The organism is Streptomyces anandii JCM 4720, assembly GCF_014650655.1.
In the GTDB taxonomy this organism is placed as follows: Bacteria; Actinomycetota; Actinomycetes; order Streptomycetales; family Streptomycetaceae; genus Streptomyces; species Streptomyces anandii.
Window position 1 is genome coordinate 115,118 of sequence record NZ_BMVJ01000007.1, and the last position, 17,829, is coordinate 132,946.

Below are 17,829 nucleotides of genomic sequence, written 5' to 3' on the forward strand. Positions count from 1 at the left end.
AAGGACGTCACCGAGTTCGGCGAGGAACTGGCGCAGCTGGTCGCGGACATGTTCGCCAGCCAGCGCACCGCCGAGGGCGTGGGCCTGGCCGCCAACCAGATCGGCGTGGACCTGAAGGTCTTCGTCTACGACTGCCCCGACGACGAGGGCGTCCGGCACGTCGGCGTGGTCTGCAACCCCAAGCTGGTCGAGCTGCCCGCCGACCGGCGCCGCCTGGACGACAGCAACGAGGGCTGCCTGTCCGTGCCGACCGCCTACGCGCCGCTCGCCCGTCCCGACTACGCAGAGGTCACCGGGCAGGACGAGAAGGGCAACCCGGTCAGGGTGCGCGGCACCGGCTACTTCGCCCGCTGCCTCCAGCACGAGACCGACCACCTCTACGGCTACCTCTACATCGACCGGCTCTCCAAGCGTGAACGCAAGGACGCGCTGCGGCAGATGGCCGAGAACGAGCCGCGCTACCCCGTGGTCGCCAACGACTGACCCTCTCTCGCGCCAGGCGTCCGACCGGACTTGCCCGGTCGGACGCGTTCATGTGTGCGTCGCACAATCGATCCCTTGTGCGCCCCTATCGATTCATATTCAGACACACAAGGGGATATTCTCGGCATCCCGGGGTGGTGAGTGCAGCAAATCCGTTCCCAGAACGGTCAGTTGTGGTGCTGAATGGGAGTGCGGGGATACGCGACGGCGTGCGCCCGGCACGACGAAGGGGGCGGACGCAACTGGCGGCTGAGAGGGGTTTGTTCGTGCCAGCTTTCCCACACAGCACCACATCGACAGCGGTCGCAGTCCCACCATCGCTCGCTCTTCCGGTGATCGAGGCCGCGTTTCCCAGGCAACTCCACGCCTATTGGCCAGAACTCCAGGAGAAGACGCGCTGCTGGCTGCTGGAAAAACGGCTCATGCCCGCGGACAAGGTGGAGGAATATGCCGACGGCCTGTGCTACACCGACCTCATGGCGGGCTACTACCTCGGCGCGCCCGACGAGGTGCTCCAGGCGATAGCCGACTACAGCGCGTGGTTCTTCGTCTGGGACGACCGCCACGACCGCGACATCGTCCACGGCAGGCCCGACGCCTGGCGGCGACTGCGGCGGGCGCTTCACACGGCCCTCGACTCCCCCCAGGACCATCTGCACCACCAGGATGCCCTGGTCGCTGGGTTCGCGGACAGCGTGCTGCGCCTGTACTCGTTCCTGTCGCCGGACTGGAACGCCCGGTTCGCGCGGCACTTCCACGCGGTGATCGAGGCGTACGACCGGGAGTTCCGCAACCGCACCGAGGGCGTCGTGCCCACGGTCGGTGAATACCTGGCGCTGCGCCGGCTCACCTTCGCGCACTGGATCTGGACCGACCTGCTGGAGCCGAGCGCGGAATGCGAACTCCCGGACGCCGTGCGGAAACACCCCGCATACCGGCGCCCGGCACTGCTCAGCCAGGAATTCGCCGCCTGGTACAACGACCTGTGCTCCCTGCCCAAGGAAATCGCGGGCGACGAGGTCCACAATCTCGGAATCAGTCTTGTGAAACACGAGGGGCTGACCCTCGAGGAAGCCGTCACGGAAATGCGGCGGCGCATCGAGGAATGCGTATCGGATTTCCTCGTCGCGGAACGCGAGGCGTTACGGCTCGCGGACCGTCTCGCGGACGGCACGGTGCGGGGAAAAGAACTCGGTGCCGCGGTGCGGGCCTGTGTCGGCAATATGCGGAACTGGTTCAGCTCCGTCTACTGGTTCCACCACGAGTCGGGCCGGTACATGGTCGACAGCTGGGACGACCGGTCCACGCCCCCGTACGTCAACAACGAAGCGGCAGGTGAGAAATGACCGTCGAGTCGGTGCAACCCGAAAGCCGCCCGGAACCGGCCGCCGCGCCGGACGAGCCGCCCGCCGGGCAGCTCCTCGAACCGCCCGTCGCCGGCGGCGCGGTCCCCGTCCTCGGGCACGGTCTGAAGCTGGTCCGCGACCCGCTGGGCTTCATGTCGCAACTGCGCGACCACGGCGACGTCGTCCGCCTCAGGCTCGGCCCCAAGACGGTCTACGCCGTCACCACGCCCACCCTCACCGGCGCGGTGGCCCTCAGCCCCGACTACATCATCTCCGGCCCGCTGTGGGAGTCCCTGGAGGGACTGCTCGGCAAGCAGGGCGTGGCCACGGCCAACGGCGCGCTGCACCGGCGTCAGCGCCGCACCGTCCAGCCCGCCTTCCGGCTCGACGCCATCCCCGCCTACGGCCCGATCATGGAGGAGGAGGCGCACGCGCTGACCGCGCGCTGGCGCCCGGGGCAGGTCGTCGACTGCACCTCGGAGTCGTTCCGGATCGCGGTGCGCATCGCGGCCCGCTGCCTGCTGCGCGGGCAGTACATGGACGAACGGGCCGAGCGGCTGTGCACCGCGCTCGCCACCGTCTTCCGCGGCATGTACCGGCGGATGGTGGTGCCGCTCGGGCCCCTGTACCGGCTGCCCCTGCCGGGCAACAGGGAATTCAACCGGGCACTGGCCGATTTGCATCTCCTGGTCGACGAGATCGTCGCCGAGCGCCGCGCATCCGGTCAAAAGCCGGACGATTTGCTGACGGCATTGCTGGAGGCGAAGGACGACAATGGCGAGCCCATCGGGGAGCAGGAGATCCATGACCAGGTGGTCGCGATACTCACCCCCGGAAGCGAAACCATCGCCTCCACGGTCATGTGGTTGCTTCAGGCACTTGCCGAGCATCCCGAACACGCGGACCGGATCCGCGCCGAGGTCGAATCCGTGACCAATGGTCGACCGGTCGGATTCGACGACGTCCGCAGGCTCACCCACACCAACAATGTCATCGTGGAGACGATGCGCCTGCGGCCCGCCGTATGGATTTTGACGCGGCGGGCGGTCGCCGACACCGAACTCGGTGGCTATCGCATTCCGGCCGGGGCCGACATCATCTACAGTCCGTACGCAATCCAGCGCGATCCGCGGTCGTACCGGGACCACCTGGAGTTCGACCCCGACCGCTGGCTTCCGGAGCGGTCCAAGGACGTACCGAAATACGCCATGCGTCCGTTCAGTGTGGGAAACCGCAAGTGCCCCAGCGACCACTTCTCGATGGCCCAGCTCTCCCTGGTCACCGCCGCGGTGGCGACCAGGTTCCGCCTGGAGCAGGCCCCCGGGTCCAACGACGCGGTCAGGGTGGGCATCACGCTCCGTCCGCACAACCTGCTGGTGCGCCCGGTCGCGCGCTGAGCGTCGGCGCCCTGCGGTGAAGCGCCTCCGGCGCGCGGTCAGGCGGCCTCCGGGCCCCGGAACGCCCGCCGGTAGGCGTTCGGCGTGGTGCCCAGCGCCCGGACGAACTGGTGCCGCAGCGCGGCCGCCGTGCCGAAGCCGGCCCGGTCGGCGATGGAGTCCATCGTCTCGTCCGTCGCCTCCAGCAGGTCCTGCGCCAGCAGCACGCGCTGGCGCAGGATCCAGCGGTACGGAGTCGTGCCCGTTTCCTGCTGGAAGCGGCGGGCGAAGGTCCGCGGGGACATGTGCGCCCGGGCGGCGAGCTGCTCCACGGTCACCTCCTCGTCGAGGTGCTGCTCCATCCAGGCCAGCACCTCGCCCACCGTGTCGCAGCGGGACTTCGGCAGCGGCCGCTCGATGTACTGCGCCTGCCCGCCGTCCCGGTGCGGCGGCACCACCATCCGCCGGGCGATCTTGTTGGCGACCTCCGGGCCCTGCTCCTTGCGCACGATGTGCAGACAGGCGTCGATGCCCGCGGCCGTGCCCGCCGAGGTGATCACCGGGTCCTCGTCCACGTAGAGCACGTCCGGCTCGACCACCGCGCGGGGGTACTGCCGGGCCAGCTCGGCCGCGTGGTGCCAGTGCACCGCGCAGCGCCGCCCGTCCAGCAGCCCGGCGGCCCCGAGCACGAAGACCCCCGAGCACACGCTCAGCACCCGCGCGCCCCGGTCCACGGCCCGCCGCAGCTCGTCCAGCAGCCCGGGCGGGTACCGGCGGCTGGGGAAGTCGTTCCCGGCCGGGACGGCGATCAGGTCGGCCTCCTGGAGCCGGTCGAGCCCGTACGGCGTGGTCACGCCGAGCCCGCCCACGTGCGTGCCCAGCGCCGGGCCCTCGGCGGAGACCACCGCGAAGTCGTACACCGGAAGCGCGTCGTCGCTGCGGTCGATGCCGAAGACCTCGCAGACGACACCGAGTTCGAAGGGATGCACTCCGTCCAGCAGGACGGCGGCCACGTTCTTCAACATGTCTCCAGTCTGCCCGAGGAGTGGCAGGAATTTGAAGCTGTACGGCAGTCCTGCCACTCACGGTAAGGAGCATCCCGCGCGACAGTGGTGTGCATGAACACAAACCAGATCCAGGCCCTGATCGGAATGCTCGCGACCTTCGGACTGCTGGTCCTGATGGTCCTCCCCTCGGTGATCGGCGTCGTGCGCGACCGCCGGATCGACCGCCAGATCGAGAGCGCTCAGAAGTCCTCGTCCAGGTCCACGGTGCCCTCCACCGCCACCTGGTACGCCGAGGGACGCCGCTCGAAGAAGTTGGTCAGCTCCTGAACGCCCTGCAGCTCCATGAAGGAGAACGGGTTCTCCGAGCCGTACACCGGGGCGAAGCCGAGCCGCGCAAGACGCTGGTCGGCGACGCACTCCAGGTACTGCCGCATGGAGTCGGTGTTCATCCCCGGGAGGCCGTCGCCGCACAGGTCGCGCGCGAACTGCAGCTCGGCCTCGACGGCCTCCCTCAGCATGCCGGTCACCTGCCGGCCGAGCTCCTCGTCGAAGAGGTCCGGCTCCTCCTTGCGCACGGTGTCCACCACGTCGAAGGCGAACGACATGTGCATCGTCTCGTCCCGGAACACCCAGTTGGTGCCGGTGGCCAGCCCGTGCAGCAGGCCCCGGCCGCGGAACCAGTAGACGTAGGCGAAGGCGCCGTAGAAGAACAGGCCCTCGATGCAGGCGGCGAAGCAGATGAGGTTGAGCAGGAAGCGGCGGCGGTCCGCCTTCGTCTCCAGCCGGTCCAGCTTCTCCACCGAGTCCATCCACCGGAAACAGAACTCCGCCTTCTCCCTGATGGAGGGGATGTTCTCCACCGCCGCGAACGCGGCCGCCCGGTCGTCGGGATCGGGGAGATAGGTGTCCAGCAGCGTCAGATAGAACTGGACGTGCACGGCCTCCTCGAACAACTGCCGGCTCAGGTACAGCCGCGCCTCGGGTGAGTTGATGTGCTTGTAGAGCGTCAGCACCAGGTTGTTGGCCACGATCGAGTCGCCCGTCGCGAAGAACGCGACCAGCCGGCCGATCAGGTGCTGCTCGCCCGGGCTCAGCTTCGCCAGGTCGGCGACGTCGGAGTGGAGGTCGACCTCCTCCACCGTCCAGGTGTTCCTGATGGCGTCCCGGTAGCGCTCGTAGAAGTCGGGGTAGCGCATGGGCCGCAGGGTCAGCTCGAAGCCCGGGTCGAGCAGGTTGGTGTTACGGGTGTCACTCACTGGCAGGCCTCGCAGGACTCGGGGTTCTCAAGGGAGCAGGCGACCGCATCGGAGTCGACCGGCTGCTGGACGGGGACGGTGGCGGTGGCGCGGGCCGCGCGGGCGATCCTCGTCGCCGGGCGGGAGCGCAGGTAGTACGTCGTCTTCAGCCCGGACTTCCAGGCGTAGGCGTACATCGAGGAGAGCTTGCCGATGGTCGGCGTCTCCATGAACAGGTTCAGGGACTGCGCCTGGTCCAGGAACGGGGTGCGGGCCGCGGCCATGTCGATCAGACCGCGCTGCGGGATCTCCCACGCCGTGCGGTACAGCCGCCGCACGTCCTCGGGGATCCACGCGAAGTCCCGCACCGAGCCGTTGGCCTCGCGCAGCGCCTCACGGGTGCGGGCGTCCCACACGCCGAGCCGTTTCAGCTCCGCCACCAGGTAGGAGTTGACCTGGAGGAACTCCCCGGACAGCGTCTCGCGCTTGAACAGGTTGGACACCTGCGGCTCGATGCACTCGTACACGCCCGCGATGGACGCGATGGTGGCGGTCGGCGCGATGGCCAGCAGCAGGGAGTTGCGCATGCCGGTCTCGGCGATCCGCTCGCGCAGGGCCGCCCAGCGCTCCGGCCAGGCGAGCTCGACGTCGTAGTGGTCGGGGTGCAGCACACCCCGCGCGGCGCGGGTCTTCTCCCAGGCAGGCAGCGGGCCGTCGACCTCGGCGAGGTCGGCGGAGGCCTCGTAGGCGGCCAGCATGATCCGCTCCGCGAGGCGGGTGGACAGCTCCCGCGCCTCGGGGGAGTCGAAGGGCAGGCGCAGCTTGAAGAACACGTCCTGCAGGCCCATCGTGCCGAGGCCCACCGGGCGCCATCGGGCGTTGGAGCGGCCCGCCTGCCCGGTCGGGTAGAAGTTGATGTCCACCACGCGGTCGAGGAAGGTCACGGCGGTGCGGACCGTCTCGTCCAGCCGCTCCCAGTCGATGCCGCCGTCCGTCACGAACGCGCCCAGGTTGACCGAGCCGAGGTTGCAGACCGCCGTCTCCTCGTCGTCGGTGACCTCCAGGATCTCCGTGCAGAGATTCGAGGAGTGGATCACGTGTCCCGGCTCGGCCGTCTGGTTGGCGGTGCGGTTGGCGGCGTCCTTGAACGTCATCCAGCCGTTGCCGGTCTGCGCCAGGGTGCGCATCATCCGGCCGTACAGGTCCCGGGCCGGCAGCGTCCGGCGCGCGAGCCCGGCCGCCTCGGCCCGGCGGTAGGCGGCGTCGAACTCCTCGCCCCACAGGTCGGTGAGCTCGGGCACGTCCGCCGGGGAGAACAGCGACCACTGGCCGTCGGCGTTCACCCGGCGCATGAACTCGTCCGGGACCCAGTGCGCGAGATTCAGGTTGTGGGTGCGCCGGGCGTCCTCGCCGGTGTTGTCGCGCAGCTCAAGGAACTCCTCGATGTCCGAGTGCCAGGTCTCCAGGTAGACCGCGGCCGCGCCCTTGCGCCGGCCGCCCTGGTTCACGGCGGCCACCGAGGCGTCCAGGGTCTTCAGGAACGGCACGATGCCGTTGGAGTGCCCGTTGGTGCCGCGGATCAGCGAACCCCGGGAGCGGATGCGGGAGTAGGCGATGCCGATGCCGCCGGCGTGCTTGGACAGCCGGGCGACCTGGTGGTAGCGCTCGTAGATGCTGTCGAGCTCGTCCCTGGGGGAGTCGAGCAGGTAGCAGGACGACATCTGGGGGTGCCGGGTGCCGGAGTTGAACAGGGTGGGGGAGGAGGGCAGGTAGTCCAGCCGGCTCATCAGCCGGTACAGCGCGGCCACTTCGTCCGCCGCGCGGGAGGAGTCGTCCTTCGCGAGGCCGGCCGCGACGCGCAGCAGGAAGTGCTGCGGCGTCTCGGTCACCTTGCGGGTGACCGGGTGGCGCAGCAGATAGCGGCTGTGCAGGGTGCGCAGCCCGAAGTAGCCGAAGCGGTCGTCGGCGGCCGGGTCGGCGAGGGCGTCCAGACGCGCGCCGTGCAGGCGTACGAACTCGGCGGTCCGGTCGGCGATCAGGCCCTCGCGGTGCCCGGCCGCGATGGACGCGGTGAAGGACGTGACGCCCTGGGAGGCGGCCTCGGCGCGGATGGTGAGGGTCAGCAGCCGCGCGGCCAGCCGCGAGTAGGCGGGGTCCTCGGAGATGAGCCCCGCTGCCGCCTCGGTGGCCAGTTCCCGCAGCTCCGCCTCGTCGGCGTGCGCCGACCGGCCGCGCAGCGCGGCGGCGGCGACCCGGCCGGGGTCGGTGTCGGGGAGGTCGGCGGTCAGCTCGGTCAGGGTCCGCAGCAGCGCGGCTCCCGGACCGTCGTCCAGCGAAGTCGCTGAGGCCGGATCGGCTGGCGCGATGGTCACGTGGGGCTCTCCCTCGCTCGGCACGGGGACCTCGCCGAGGGCAGGGGGCAGCGCACGCGCGCACTACGGCGCCGCGTCCACCGGCCCATTCCACGAGGCCCGGACGTCTCGGCACCCGGCCGGACGGCCGGGCGCACTGTCGGCAGGTCCTCGGACTGACGCGAGTGCGGGCTCATGCGGACGAACACCGATGAACACGCACACGTACACCGTTGCGGGACAGTTCCGGATTCGCACCGGATTCCCCTGCGGCGACAGCGAGCATGAGCATACATCTTGTGCCGGGTGAGTCGACCACCCCCATATGTTGTGCCGCGCCCGGTGCGCCGTGCAGGTTGCGGATGTGTCAGAGCGTCAGCTCATAGGTGATCAGCAACAGGCCGTCGAGGTCCGGGAGCGGGTTCCAGTCGCGCTCGGGGGAGCGCACGAAGCCCAGGCGCTCGTAGACGCGGTGGGCCGCGCGCATGGTCCGCTGGGACGACAGCACCACGCGGACGCAGCCCTCGACCGCCCGCGCGCGGTCGAGGCAGGCCCGCACCAGCGCCTCGCCGGCGCCCCGGCCGCGGGCGGCCCGCGCGACAGCGAGCATCCGTATCTCCGCCTCGCCGGGCCCGGAGATGTCGGCCATCGGGCCGCCGCGGGGCACGAACGTCACTCCGCCGAGCACCCGGCCCTCCGCCACGGCGACCAGCACCTCGGCGGCGGCCGCCCGTTTCGCCACGTCCCGCAGCTCGCCGAGATAGGCGTCGCTCTCCCCGAAGTCGAGCAGCCCGTCCCCGAGATAGGCCTCGGCGGTGATCTCGCCCAGAGTGGCGTACTCGCCGGGTTCCGCCGGCCGGATCACGATGTCCATGCGCCGAGTGTGCCGGACGGGTACGACAACGGGCCGCCGGATTTCCCCGGCGGCCCGCTCGTGAGGCGTCGGATCAGTGCGCGCTGCCCGCCGTGGCCGGCGGCAGTTCGACCTGGACGCCGGGGTCGCCCGCGTCCGCCGTGTAGTCCTCGGGGCGGGTCTCGTCCACGCCCTCGGGCGCCTTCAGCGCCCTGAGGGCGAAGGTGAGGACCACCGCGACGGCCAGGTTCAGCACGAACGCCGTCATGCCGATGTAGCCGATCTCGCCGATGCCCGGGATCTCCTTGGCCGAGCCGCCGAAGTGCTTCTGCGTGGGCGAGGCGACCCCGTAGGCGGCGACCGTGCCGTAGACCATGCCGACCGCCCAGCCGGCCAGCAGGGCCCAGCGGTGGAACCAGCGGGTGAACAGGCCGCCGACCAGGGCCGGGAAGGTCTGCAGGATCCAGATGCCGCCCAGCAGCTGGAAGTTGATGGCGACCGTCTTGTCCATGGTCAGGACGAAGACCAGCGCGCCCACCTTCACCAGCAGCGACACGATCTTGGAAACCCGGGTCTCCTCCTTGGCCGTGGCGCCGGGCTTGATGAAGTCCTTGTAGATGTTGCGGGTGAACAGGTTGGCCGCCGCGATCGACATGATGGCCGCCGGGACCAGCGCGCCGATGGCGATGGCCGCGAACGCCACGCCCGCGAACCAGTCCGGGAACATGTTCTCGAACAGCTGCGGGATGGCCAGCTGACCGTTGGTCACCTTCACCCCGGCCGCGATCGCCATGAACCCGAGCAGCGCCAGCAGGCCCAGCATCAGCGAGTACAGCGGCAGGATCGTGGTGTTGCGGCGGATCACCTCACGGCTGCGCGAGGACAGCGTCGCGGTGATCGAGTGCGGGTACATGAACAGCGCCAGCGCGGAGCCGAGCGCGAGTGTGGCGTACGTCCACTGGCCCGCCTCGGCGGGCACGAGCGCGCCGCGCGGCTTGCCGGTGGCCGGGTTGGTCTGGCCGAAGGCCGCGGTCGCCTTGGCGAAGATGTCGTCGAACCCGCCCAGTTTGATCGGGATGTAGATGATCGCGACCGCGATGACGATGTAGATGAGCGCGTCCTTCACGAACGCGATCAGCGCGGGCGCCCGCAGCCCCGAGGAGTAGGTGTACGCCGCCAGCACGCCGAAGGCGATCAGCAGCGGCAGGTCCTTCACGAACCAGTTGGTGTTGTCGCCGCCGCCGACGCCCATCACGTCCAGCACCGCCTGGATGCCGACGAGTTGGAGCGCGATGTACGGCATGGTCGCCAGGATGCCGGTGAGCGCCACCGCCAGCGACAGGCCCTTGGAGCCGAAGCGGCCGCGCACGAAGTCCGAGGTCGTCACGTATCCGTGCCGGTGCGAGACCGACCACAGCCGGGGCAGGAAGGTGAAGATCAGCGGGTACACCAGGATCGTGTACGGCACCGCGAAGAAGCCGGCCGCGCCGGTCGCGTAGATCGCCGCCGGCACCGCCACGAAGGTGTACGCCGTGTACAGGTCGCCGCCGAGCAGGAACCACGTGATCCAGGTGCCGAACGACCGCCCGCCCAGGCCCCATTCGTCCAGGCTGTGCTCGTTGTCGGCCCGGCGCCAGCGGGCGGCCAGGAAGCCCATGACGGTGACGAGCAGGAAGAAGAAGATGCAGACGCCGAGCGCGACGCCGTTGACGCCGGTCTTCACTTCGCCTCGCCCCCGTCCGCGCTCCGGACGGCGCGGCCGCGCTGGTCGCGCTGCCACAGCTTGTACGCGGTCATCGTCAGCGCCGTGGACACGATCACCCACAGCATCTGGTACCAGTAGAAGAACGGGATGCCGATGAACGCGGGATCGGTCTTGGCATAGGAACCGACCCACAGCATCGCCACGAACGGCGCGACGAGGCAGACCGCGATGGCCACCCGCACGGGTGTCACCGTCCCTCTGCCGACTTCTGGGGCATCTGACATGTGCTGCTCCGTCCCCTCGCTGGTCACCGGTGTAACGCGCAGGCAATCTAGGTCACGGTGTCGAGGGAACGGAACCCCTCGTCGGCATACCGGATCGCGAGGACGGCCGGCGGCCGCCTCAGTCGGCGGGCCGCTTGAGGCGCGCCACGAACTTGTAGCGGTCGCCGCGGTAGACGGAACGCACCCATTCCACCGGATTGCCCTCCCGGTCCAGGGAGTGCCGGGACAGCAGCAGCATCGGCAGTCCCACGTCGGTGCCGAGCAGGCCCGCCTCGCGCGGGGTGGCCAGCGAGGTCTCGATAGTCTCCTCGGCCTCGGCGAGGTGGACGTCGTAGACCTCGGCCAGCGCGGTGTAGAGGGAGGTGTACTTCACCAGCGAACGGCGCAGCGCCGGGAAGCGCTTGGCCGACAGATGCGTGGTCTCGATGGCCATCGGCTCGCCGTTGGCCATGCGCAGCCGCTCGATGCGCAGCACGCGTGAGCCGGCCGTGATGTCGAGCAGCTCGGCGAGCCGGTCGTCGGCGGTGATGTAGCCGATGTCGAGCAGCTGAGAGGTCGGCTCCAGACCCTGGGCGCGCATGTCCTCGGTGTAGGAGGTCAGTTGCAGCGCCTGGGAGACCTTGGGCTTGGCGACGAAGGTGCCCTTGCCCTGGATGCGCTCCAGCCTGCCCTCGACGACCAGTTCCTGAAGTGCCTGGCGCACGGTGGTGCGCGAGGTGTCGAACTCGGCCGCCAGCGTCCGCTCGGGCGGCACCGGTGTGCCCGGCGCCTGCGTCTGCGTCATGTCGAGCAGGTGCTTCTTCAGGCGGTAGTACTTGGGCACACGCGCGGTACGGACGGTCGCCCCACCCTCGTTCTCCGCACTGCTGACGTCGGTGCTCATGCTCTGCCTTCCCGGCTCCAGGTGCCGAAGCGACCGACATCCCCATCGGCCACGGCTCACATCGTGGCACGGCTTCGTGTGCCGGGTCGTCACCCGCACGCTCCGTGATCTCCTCTGTATACCGTCGTGACCCTGGTTGGTCTAGTCCATCCTCCGGGCGAGGGAAGTGGTCCACGCGCGCGAGCGGGCGCGCGGAAGGGAGTGAGCGCCGGTGGTCCAGTGCGCGCCCGGATGGAATCCGTGCGTCCGTTTGGCCGGTTGAGCAATGAAAGGTCCCTGCATATCGCGGTCCCATAACGGACGTCGGGAGCGCGCTTGAACACCCTTGACAGCCCTATTGGTCTGGGCCAAGCTCCCCGTACTGGTCTACACCATTGGTCCAGGTCCCGGCCCCACGGGCGGTATGCGTTGACGCTTCAAGCCGCGGGGAGGCAGGGGGGTTTTGTGGCATCCCTGAGGAGGGTGGCGTGAAGCGCAAGCTGGCAGCCGCGATCGGTGTCGCGGGCATGATGGTCTCCATCGCGGCATGCGGTAGTGACAACGGCGGGGGCTCGGACAAGGGCGGCGCGGACGCGAAGGAGCTGACCGTCTGGCTCACCGTGGACGCGCAGAACAACTGGCCCGAGCTGGTGAAGGCCGCCGACGCGGCCGTCGTGAAGAATCACCCGGGCCTGAAGATCAAGCACGAGTACTACGGCTGGCCCGACAAGAACACCAAGCTCGACGCGGTGCTCGCCACCGACAAGGCCCCCGACGTGGTCGAGATGGGCAACAGCGAGATGCTGAGCTACATGGTCAAGGGCGCCTTCGCCCCGGTCGACCCGGCCAAGTTCGACAACTCCTCGGCCTGGCTCGACGGTCTGAAGACCTCGGTGACCTACGAGGGCAAGACCTACGGCGTGCCGTACTACGCCGGCGGCCGCGTGGCCACCTGGCGCAAGGACGTGATGGCCGCGGCCGGCGTCAAGTCCGTGCCGAAGACCTACCAGGAGCTCACCGCCGACCTGGACAAGGTGCAGAAGAAGCAGGGCGACAAGTTCAGCGCCTGGTACCAGCCCACGCGCGACTGGTACGCGGGCATGTCCTTCGTCTACGACGCGGGCGGCTCCATCGCCAAGGAGGAGGGCGGCCAGTGGAAGGCCAACCTCTCCTCGCCCGAGTCCCTCAAGGGCCTGAACGAGTTCAAGAACGTCATCGACAAGTACATGCACGGTGACAAGACCAAGGACGAGTCCGACCGGTACATCGTCTACGGCCAGGGCAAGTCGGCGATGATGTTCGCCGCCGCCTGGGAGGGCGGCACCGCGGCCGACCCGAAGAACGACAAGACGGGCAAGCTCAAGGACAACCTCGAGAACTTCGTGATGCCCGGCCCGTCCGGCAAGAACATGCCGGTCTTCCTCGGCGGCTCCGACCTCGCCGTCCCGGTGAAGTCCAAGGCCCAGACGCTGGCCGCCGAGTGGATCAACGCCTTCACCGGCCCCTCCGGCCAGAAGGGACTGATGGCCAAGGGCAACCTGCCCAACAACAAGACCGACCTCGCGACCCTGAAGAACGACCCCGCCACGGTCGTCCCGGCCACCGCGGCCGAGTCCAACTGGTTCGTCCCGATGGCTCCCGGCTGGGGCCAGGTCGAGAAGGCCCAGGTGCTGCAGACCATGCTGCAGAACATCGGCACCGGCAAGAAGTCGGTGGAGGCCGCCGCCAAGGACGCGGACGCCGCCATCGACAAGGTCATCAACACCAAGTGACCCGAGCGCAGGGCTCTGCCGCCGGCAGGGCCCTGCCCCTCGTACGGCCGTGCGCGGACCCGCGTCCCCGCACGGCCGTGCGGGGCTTCGCCTTCGTACGACCCCTTGAGGGACCGCTGAGGAGCGCGCGATGAGTGCCGCAGACACCACCACCCCAGCCAAGGTGCCGCCACCGCGGCAGGCGCCCCCACCGCCCGCGGCGGCGCGGCCCGGCAGACGGCGGGCGACCTCGGGCCAGGCGGCGACCCCCTGGCTGCTGCTCGCGCCCTGCCTGCTCATCCTGGCCCTGGTCATGGCCTATCCACTGGTCCGGCTGGTCACCCTGTCCTTCCAGAAGTTCGGCCAGCCGCAGCTGTGGGGCTTCCAGTCGGCCGACTGGGTCGGATTCAGCAACTTCACCCAGGTGCTGACCGACAGCGAGTTCTGGGCGGTCGTCCTGCGCACGGTGGTGTTCGCGGTCGGCTCCGTGGTGTTCACCATGGTCATCGGCATGGCGATCGCGCTGCTTCAGCAGCGGGTCTCCAGCTGGGTGAAGACCCTTATCAACATCGTGCTGGTGGCGAGCTGGGGCATGCCCGTCATCGTGGCCACCACCGTCTTCAAGTGGCTCTTCGACTCCGACTACGGCGTCTTCAACGCGCTCCTCAGCAAGCTGCCCGGGGTACAGATGATCGGGCACAACTGGTTCGCCAGCGGACCCGAGGGCCTGGCCGTGATCATGCTGCTGGTGGTCTGGGGCGCCGTGCCCTTCGTGGTCATCACCCTCAGCGCCGGCCTGACCCAGGTCCCCAGGGAACTGGAGGAGGCCGCGCGCCTGGACGGCGCGGGCGCCTGGGGCGTCTTCCGCTATGTCACCCTCCCGGTCCTCAAGCCCATCATCGTGATGCTCACGACCCTGTCGGTGATCTGGGACATGGGCGTCTTCCCCCAGGTGTTCGTCATGCGGGGCGGCCACCCGGAGGCGGAGTTCCAGGTCCTCAACACCTACTCCTACGACCGCGCCTTCGTGGTCAACGACTACGCGCAGGGCTCGGCGATCGCCCTGATCACCGTATTGCTGCTGCTGGGCGTGGTCGCCGTCTACATGCGCCAGATGCTGAAGATCGGAGAGGTCGAATGAGCGCCACCGCGACGGCCGGACGGCGCAGGTCCAGGCTCGGCTGGAACCTGCTCGGCCTCCTCGTCTTCGTCATCGCCGGCTTCCCCCTCTACTGGATGCTCAACACGGCCCTCAAACCGGCCAAGGACGCGATCGACCCGGACCCGAGCCTGCTGCCCACCGGCGTCACCCTGGACAACTTCCGCCGCGCGCTGGACATCTCCGACTTCTGGGGCCCCGTCGGCCGCAGCCTCGTGGTGTCCCTGTCCGTCGTGGTGATCGGCATGGTCGTCGGCATGCTGGCCGCCCTCGCCATCTCCCGCTTCGCCTTCCGCGGCCGCAAGATCGTGATCGTGGGCATCCTCGCCGTCCAGATGGTGCCACTGGTCGCCATGATCATCCCGGTCTTCCTGCTGCTCAACGACCTGAAGCAGTACGACAAGCTGACCGGCCTCATCATCACCTACCTCACGTTCATCCTCCCCTTCACGGTGTGGACCCTGCGCGGCTTCATCGTCAACATCCCCCGGGAACTGGAGGAGGCGGCCATGGTCGACGGCTGCTCCCGCACCGGCGCCTTCATCCGGGTGGTCTTCCCGCTGCTCGCCCCCGGCATGGTCGCCACCTCGGTCTACGGTTTCATCCAGGCCTGGAACGAGTACATCTACGCCCTGATGCTGCTGAGCCAGGAGCACCAGACCGCGACCGTCTGGCTCGGCAACTTCACCACCAAGCACGGCACCGAGTACGCCCCGATGATGGCCGGAGCCACGATGATGGCCGTGCCGATCGTCGTCCTGTTCCTCATCGTCCAGCGCAAGATGGCCGCGGGCCTGACCGCGGGCGCCGTGAAGGGATAACGCCACCCGATGACGACATTCGCCAGCGGAACCACTGCGTCCAACTCGGAGAACGACAGCCTGACGCGCGACGCGCTCACCGTCCTCCAGCCCGGCTTCACCGGCACCAGGGCCCCCGACTGGCTGCTGCGCCGGCTCGGCGAGGGCCTGGCCTCGGTCGGCCTGTTCGGCCGCAACATCACCTCCCGTGAACAACTCTCCGAACTGACCGCCCAGTTGCGCGCCGAGCGCGAGGACGTCCTGGTCGCCATCGACGAGGAGGGCGGCGACGTCACCCGTCTGGAGGTGCGCACCGGCTCCAGCTTCCCCGGCAACCACGCCCTCGGCGCGGTGGACGACGTGGACCTGACGCGTGCCGTCGCCCGCGAACTCGGCCGGCGCCTCGCCGAGTGCGGGGTGAACTTCAACTGGGCTCCCTCCGCCGACATCAACTCCAACCCCGCCAACCCGGTCATCGGCGTCCGCTCCTTCGGCGCCGGCACCGCGCTGGCCGCCCGGCACACCGCCGCCTACGTCACCGGCCTGCAGTCGGCGGGCGTCGCCGCCTGCACCAAGCACTTCCCCGGGCACGGCGACACCGCCGTCGACTCCCACCACGCCCTGCCCCGCATCGACGTGGACGCCTCCGTGCTCCACGAGCGGGAACTGGCCCCCTTCCGCGCGGCGATCGAGGCCGGCACCAAGGCCGTGATGAGCGCCCACATCCTGGTCCCGGCGCTGGATCCGGACCGTCCGGCAACGTTGTCCAACCGGGTGCTGACCGACCTCCTTCGCGGTGAGATGGGGTACGACGGCCTGATCGTCACGGACGGCATGGAGATGCGGGCCATCGCCGGCACCTACGGCATCGAGCGGGGCAGTGTCCTCGCCGTCGCGGCCGGCGCCGACGCGATCTGCGTGGGCGGCGGCCTCGCCGACGAGGAGACGGTCCGTCGGCTGCGCGACGCCCTGGTCGCGGCCGTCCGCGCCGGTGAACTGCCCGAGGAGCGGCTCGCGGACGCGGCCGAGCGCGTGCGCGCGCTCGCCCACTGGACGGCGGCCGCGGCCCCGGACCGGCCCGGCACCGGTGACGAGGAGGTCGGCCTGCGAGCGGCCCGCCGCGCCCTGCGGATCACCCCCGGCGAGACGTCCACCCCGCTCACCGCCCCGCCCTACGTCGCCGCGCTCACCCCCGTCGCCAACATCGCCGTCGGCGACGAGACGCCCTGGGGCGTGGCCGCGGAGCTCGCCCAGCTGCTGCCCGGCACGCTGACCGGCACCTTCGCCGGTGACGACGCCGGCCGCGAGATCCTTCGGGCGGCCGCCGGCCGTCGCGTGGTCGCCGTGGTGCGCGACGAGCACCGCCACCCCTGGATGGCCGCTGCCCTCGACGCCCTGCTGGCGGCCCGCCCCGACACGATCGTCGTCGAGATGGGCGTCCCCCAGGCCACTCCTCGTGGCGCCCTTCACATCGCCACTCACGGCGCGGCCCGGGTCTGCGGCCGCGCGGCCGCGGAGGCCATCGCGGGCACGGGGGTCCCGACCGCCTAGCCGGGATACGGCGAAGGTGCCGGTCACCTCTCCTCGGGGCGGCCGGCACCTTCTGCGTGTGCGGCGATCCCGGAGCTATATGCCCTGCCAGTCCGGCTTGTTGATGTAGGTGTGACGGAAGTAGTCGGCCAGCTTCAGCTTGGCGGCGGCGGGCTCGTCGACCACGACGGTGGCGTGCGGGTGGAGCTGGAGCGCGGAGGCCGGGCAGACGGCGGCGACGGGTCCCTCGACCGTCGCGGCGACCGCGTCCGCCTTGCCCTCGCCCGTGGCCAGCAGCACCAGGTGGCGGGCCTCCAGGATGGTGCCGATGCCCTGGGTGATGACGTGGTGCGGCACCTGCTCGACGTCCCCGTCGAAGAAGCGGGCGTTGTCCACGCGGGTCTGCTCGGTCAGCGTCTTGATCCGGGTCCGGGAGGCGAGCGAGGAACACGGCTCGTTGAACCCGATGTGCCCGTCGGTCCCGATCCCGAGCAACTGGAGGTCCACCCCGCCGGCCCCGGCCAGCGCCCGGTCGTAGGCCTCGCAGGCCGCCTGCACGTCCTCGGCGGTGCCGTCGGGCCCGAGGAAGGCGTCCATCTTGATCCCGAGCGGCTCCAGCACCTCGCGCCGCAGCACGGAGCGGTAGGACTCCGGGTGGTCGGCGGGCAGGCCCACGTACTCGTCGAGCTGGGCGATCCGTGCCCGGGAGGTGTCCACGGCGCCGGAGGCCACCTTGGCCGCCAGGGCCTCGTAGACGGGAAGGGGTGTCGAGCCCGTGGCCACGCCGAGCAGCGCGTCGGGCTTGCGTCGCAGCAGTCGCGCCATGGCCTCGGCGATGAGCTCGCCGCCCGCTCTGGCGTCCGGAACGATGACAACTTCCACGCTGGGCCTGCCGATCTGAGGGGTACCGGGGAGGGGACCGCACCCGGAGACGAGGGGTGATGTGGTTTAGACCAATCTAACAGAATCGGTCCCTGTCGAGGGGTGGTCCGAGGGTCCATGTGCCCTTCCTCCTCCGGCATTTGACTATCGATCGCTACAGAAAGACCGTACCGCAGCTCGCCGACATTTCTCTAGTGCCCGCTAT

The 17,829-nt window shown here is 69.7% G+C and carries 16 protein-coding genes and 1 riboswitch; of the genes, 8 read left to right on the top strand and 8 right to left on the bottom strand.

The window, feature by feature from the left end:
- From def to IE249_RS14995, 3 genes are all read left to right on the top strand, one after another.
- A partial coding sequence (gene def / locus IE249_RS14985) for a peptide deformylase (RefSeq protein WP_229858504.1) occupies positions 1-483 on the top strand: 483 nt, incomplete at its 5' end.
- 266 nt (positions 484-749) lie between these two features.
- Positions 750-1,829 (top strand): epi-isozizaene synthase, encoded by a 1,080-nt coding sequence (cyc1, locus tag IE249_RS14990; RefSeq protein ID WP_189705491.1) that lies wholly within the window; start codon positions 750-752, stop codon positions 1,827-1,829.
- Positions 1,826-3,226: a bifunctional albaflavenone monooxygenase/terpene synthase gene (locus tag IE249_RS14995; protein WP_189705316.1), complete on the top strand. Its 1,401-nt coding sequence runs from the start codon at positions 1,826-1,828 to the stop codon at positions 3,224-3,226. Before cyc1 ends, IE249_RS14995 begins: the two co-directional genes overlap by 4 nt.
- A 38-nt stretch (positions 3,227-3,264) precedes the next feature.
- Here IE249_RS14995 and IE249_RS15000 read toward each other — a convergent pair whose 3' ends face one another.
- Entirely contained in the window at positions 3,265-4,230 is a 966-nt protein-coding gene (locus tag IE249_RS15000; protein ID WP_189705317.1) for a GlxA family transcriptional regulator, read from the bottom strand.
- Positions 4,231-4,323: 93 nt separating this feature from the next.
- Between IE249_RS15000 and IE249_RS15005 the strand changes: the two genes are divergently transcribed.
- Positions 4,324-4,539, top strand: a complete 216-nt coding sequence (locus IE249_RS15005; protein ID WP_189705318.1) for a hypothetical protein — start codon at positions 4,324-4,326, stop codon at positions 4,537-4,539.
- On the opposite strand, the gene IE249_RS15010 is transcribed toward IE249_RS15005, so the two are convergent.
- The 6 genes from IE249_RS15010 to IE249_RS15035 form a co-directional block, all read right to left on the bottom strand.
- The gene (locus tag IE249_RS15010) at positions 4,452-5,408 is read right to left on the bottom strand and encodes a ribonucleotide-diphosphate reductase subunit beta (RefSeq protein WP_229858577.1); all 957 of its coding nucleotides are present in this window, start codon (positions 5,406-5,408) and stop codon (positions 4,452-4,454) included. The genes IE249_RS15005 and IE249_RS15010 overlap by 88 nt on opposite strands.
- Positions 5,409-5,464: 56 nt before the next feature.
- Entirely contained in the window at positions 5,465-7,819 is a 2,355-nt protein-coding gene (locus tag IE249_RS15015; protein WP_189705319.1) for a ribonucleoside-diphosphate reductase subunit alpha, read from the bottom strand.
- Positions 7,820-7,943: 124 nt separating this feature from the next.
- Positions 7,944-8,090: riboswitch (cobalamin riboswitch) on the bottom strand.
- A gap of 75 nt (positions 8,091-8,165) precedes the next feature.
- On the bottom strand, positions 8,166-8,672 hold the full coding sequence (locus tag IE249_RS15020) for a GNAT family N-acetyltransferase (RefSeq protein WP_189705320.1): 507 nt from the start codon (positions 8,670-8,672) through the stop codon (positions 8,166-8,168).
- A 73-nt stretch (positions 8,673-8,745) separates the two neighbouring features.
- A complete protein-coding gene (mctP, locus tag IE249_RS15025; protein ID WP_189705321.1) occupies positions 8,746-10,374 on the bottom strand; it encodes a monocarboxylate uptake permease MctP in 1,629 nt (542 codons plus the stop codon).
- The gene (locus tag IE249_RS15030) at positions 10,371-10,640 is read right to left on the bottom strand and encodes a DUF3311 domain-containing protein (RefSeq protein WP_189705322.1); all 270 of its coding nucleotides are present in this window, start codon (positions 10,638-10,640) and stop codon (positions 10,371-10,373) included. Before IE249_RS15030 ends, mctP begins: the two co-directional genes overlap by 4 nt.
- Positions 10,641-10,758: 118 nt before the next feature.
- Positions 10,759-11,523, bottom strand: coding sequence for a GntR family transcriptional regulator (locus tag IE249_RS15035; protein ID WP_189705323.1), 765 nt, complete (start codon positions 11,521-11,523; stop codon positions 10,759-10,761).
- A gap of 467 nt (positions 11,524-11,990) precedes the next feature.
- Between IE249_RS15035 and IE249_RS15040 the strand changes: the two genes are divergently transcribed.
- The 4 genes from IE249_RS15040 to IE249_RS15055 all read left to right on the top strand — a co-directional run bounded on the left by IE249_RS15040 (position 11,991) and on the right by IE249_RS15055 (position 16,763).
- A complete protein-coding gene (locus tag IE249_RS15040) occupies positions 11,991-13,274 on the top strand; it encodes an extracellular solute-binding protein (protein ID WP_189705324.1) in 1,284 nt (427 codons plus the stop codon).
- A gap of 130 nt (positions 13,275-13,404) precedes the next feature.
- The gene (locus IE249_RS15045) at positions 13,405-14,394 is read left to right on the top strand and encodes a carbohydrate ABC transporter permease (RefSeq protein WP_189705325.1); all 990 of its coding nucleotides are present in this window, start codon (positions 13,405-13,407) and stop codon (positions 14,392-14,394) included.
- Entirely contained in the window at positions 14,391-15,233 is an 843-nt protein-coding gene (locus IE249_RS15050; protein ID WP_189705326.1) for a carbohydrate ABC transporter permease, read from the top strand. The genes IE249_RS15045 and IE249_RS15050 overlap by 4 nt, the downstream gene beginning before the upstream one ends.
- Before the next feature lie 9 nt (positions 15,234-15,242).
- Positions 15,243-16,763 (top strand): glycoside hydrolase family 3 protein, encoded by a 1,521-nt coding sequence (locus IE249_RS15055; RefSeq protein ID WP_189705327.1) that lies wholly within the window; start codon positions 15,243-15,245, stop codon positions 16,761-16,763.
- Between the two features lie 75 nt (positions 16,764-16,838).
- Here IE249_RS15055 and nagB read toward each other — a convergent pair whose 3' ends face one another.
- The gene (gene nagB, locus IE249_RS15060; RefSeq protein ID WP_189705328.1) at positions 16,839-17,624 is read right to left on the bottom strand and encodes a glucosamine-6-phosphate deaminase; all 786 of its coding nucleotides are present in this window, start codon (positions 17,622-17,624) and stop codon (positions 16,839-16,841) included.
- Between the last annotated feature and the right edge of the window lie 205 nt (positions 17,625-17,829).

Coding starts and splice junctions, on each gene's coding strand:
- IE249_RS14995 (WP_189705316.1), top strand. CDS start 1,826: ATGACCGTCGAGTCGGTGCAACCCGAAAGCCGCCCGGAACCGGCCGCC.
- IE249_RS15000 (WP_189705317.1), bottom strand. CDS start 4,230: ATGTTGAAGAACGTGGCCGCCGTCCTGCTGGACGGAGTGCATCCCTTC.
- IE249_RS15005 (WP_189705318.1), top strand. CDS start 4,324: ATGAACACAAACCAGATCCAGGCCCTGATCGGAATGCTCGCGACCTTC.
- IE249_RS15010 (WP_229858577.1), bottom strand. CDS start 5,408: ATGCGCTACCCCGACTTCTACGAGCGCTACCGGGACGCCATCAGGAAC.
- IE249_RS15020 (WP_189705320.1), bottom strand. CDS start 8,672: ATGGACATCGTGATCCGGCCGGCGGAACCCGGCGAGTACGCCACTCTG.
- IE249_RS15030 (WP_189705322.1), bottom strand. CDS start 10,640: ATGTCAGATGCCCCAGAAGTCGGCAGAGGGACGGTGACACCCGTGCGG.
- IE249_RS15035 (WP_189705323.1), bottom strand. CDS start 11,523: ATGAGCACCGACGTCAGCAGTGCGGAGAACGAGGGTGGGGCGACCGTC.
- IE249_RS15045 (WP_189705325.1), top strand. CDS start 13,405: ATGAGTGCCGCAGACACCACCACCCCAGCCAAGGTGCCGCCACCGCGG.
- IE249_RS15050 (WP_189705326.1), top strand. CDS start 14,391: ATGAGCGCCACCGCGACGGCCGGACGGCGCAGGTCCAGGCTCGGCTGG.
- IE249_RS15055 (WP_189705327.1), top strand. CDS start 15,243: ATGACGACATTCGCCAGCGGAACCACTGCGTCCAACTCGGAGAACGAC.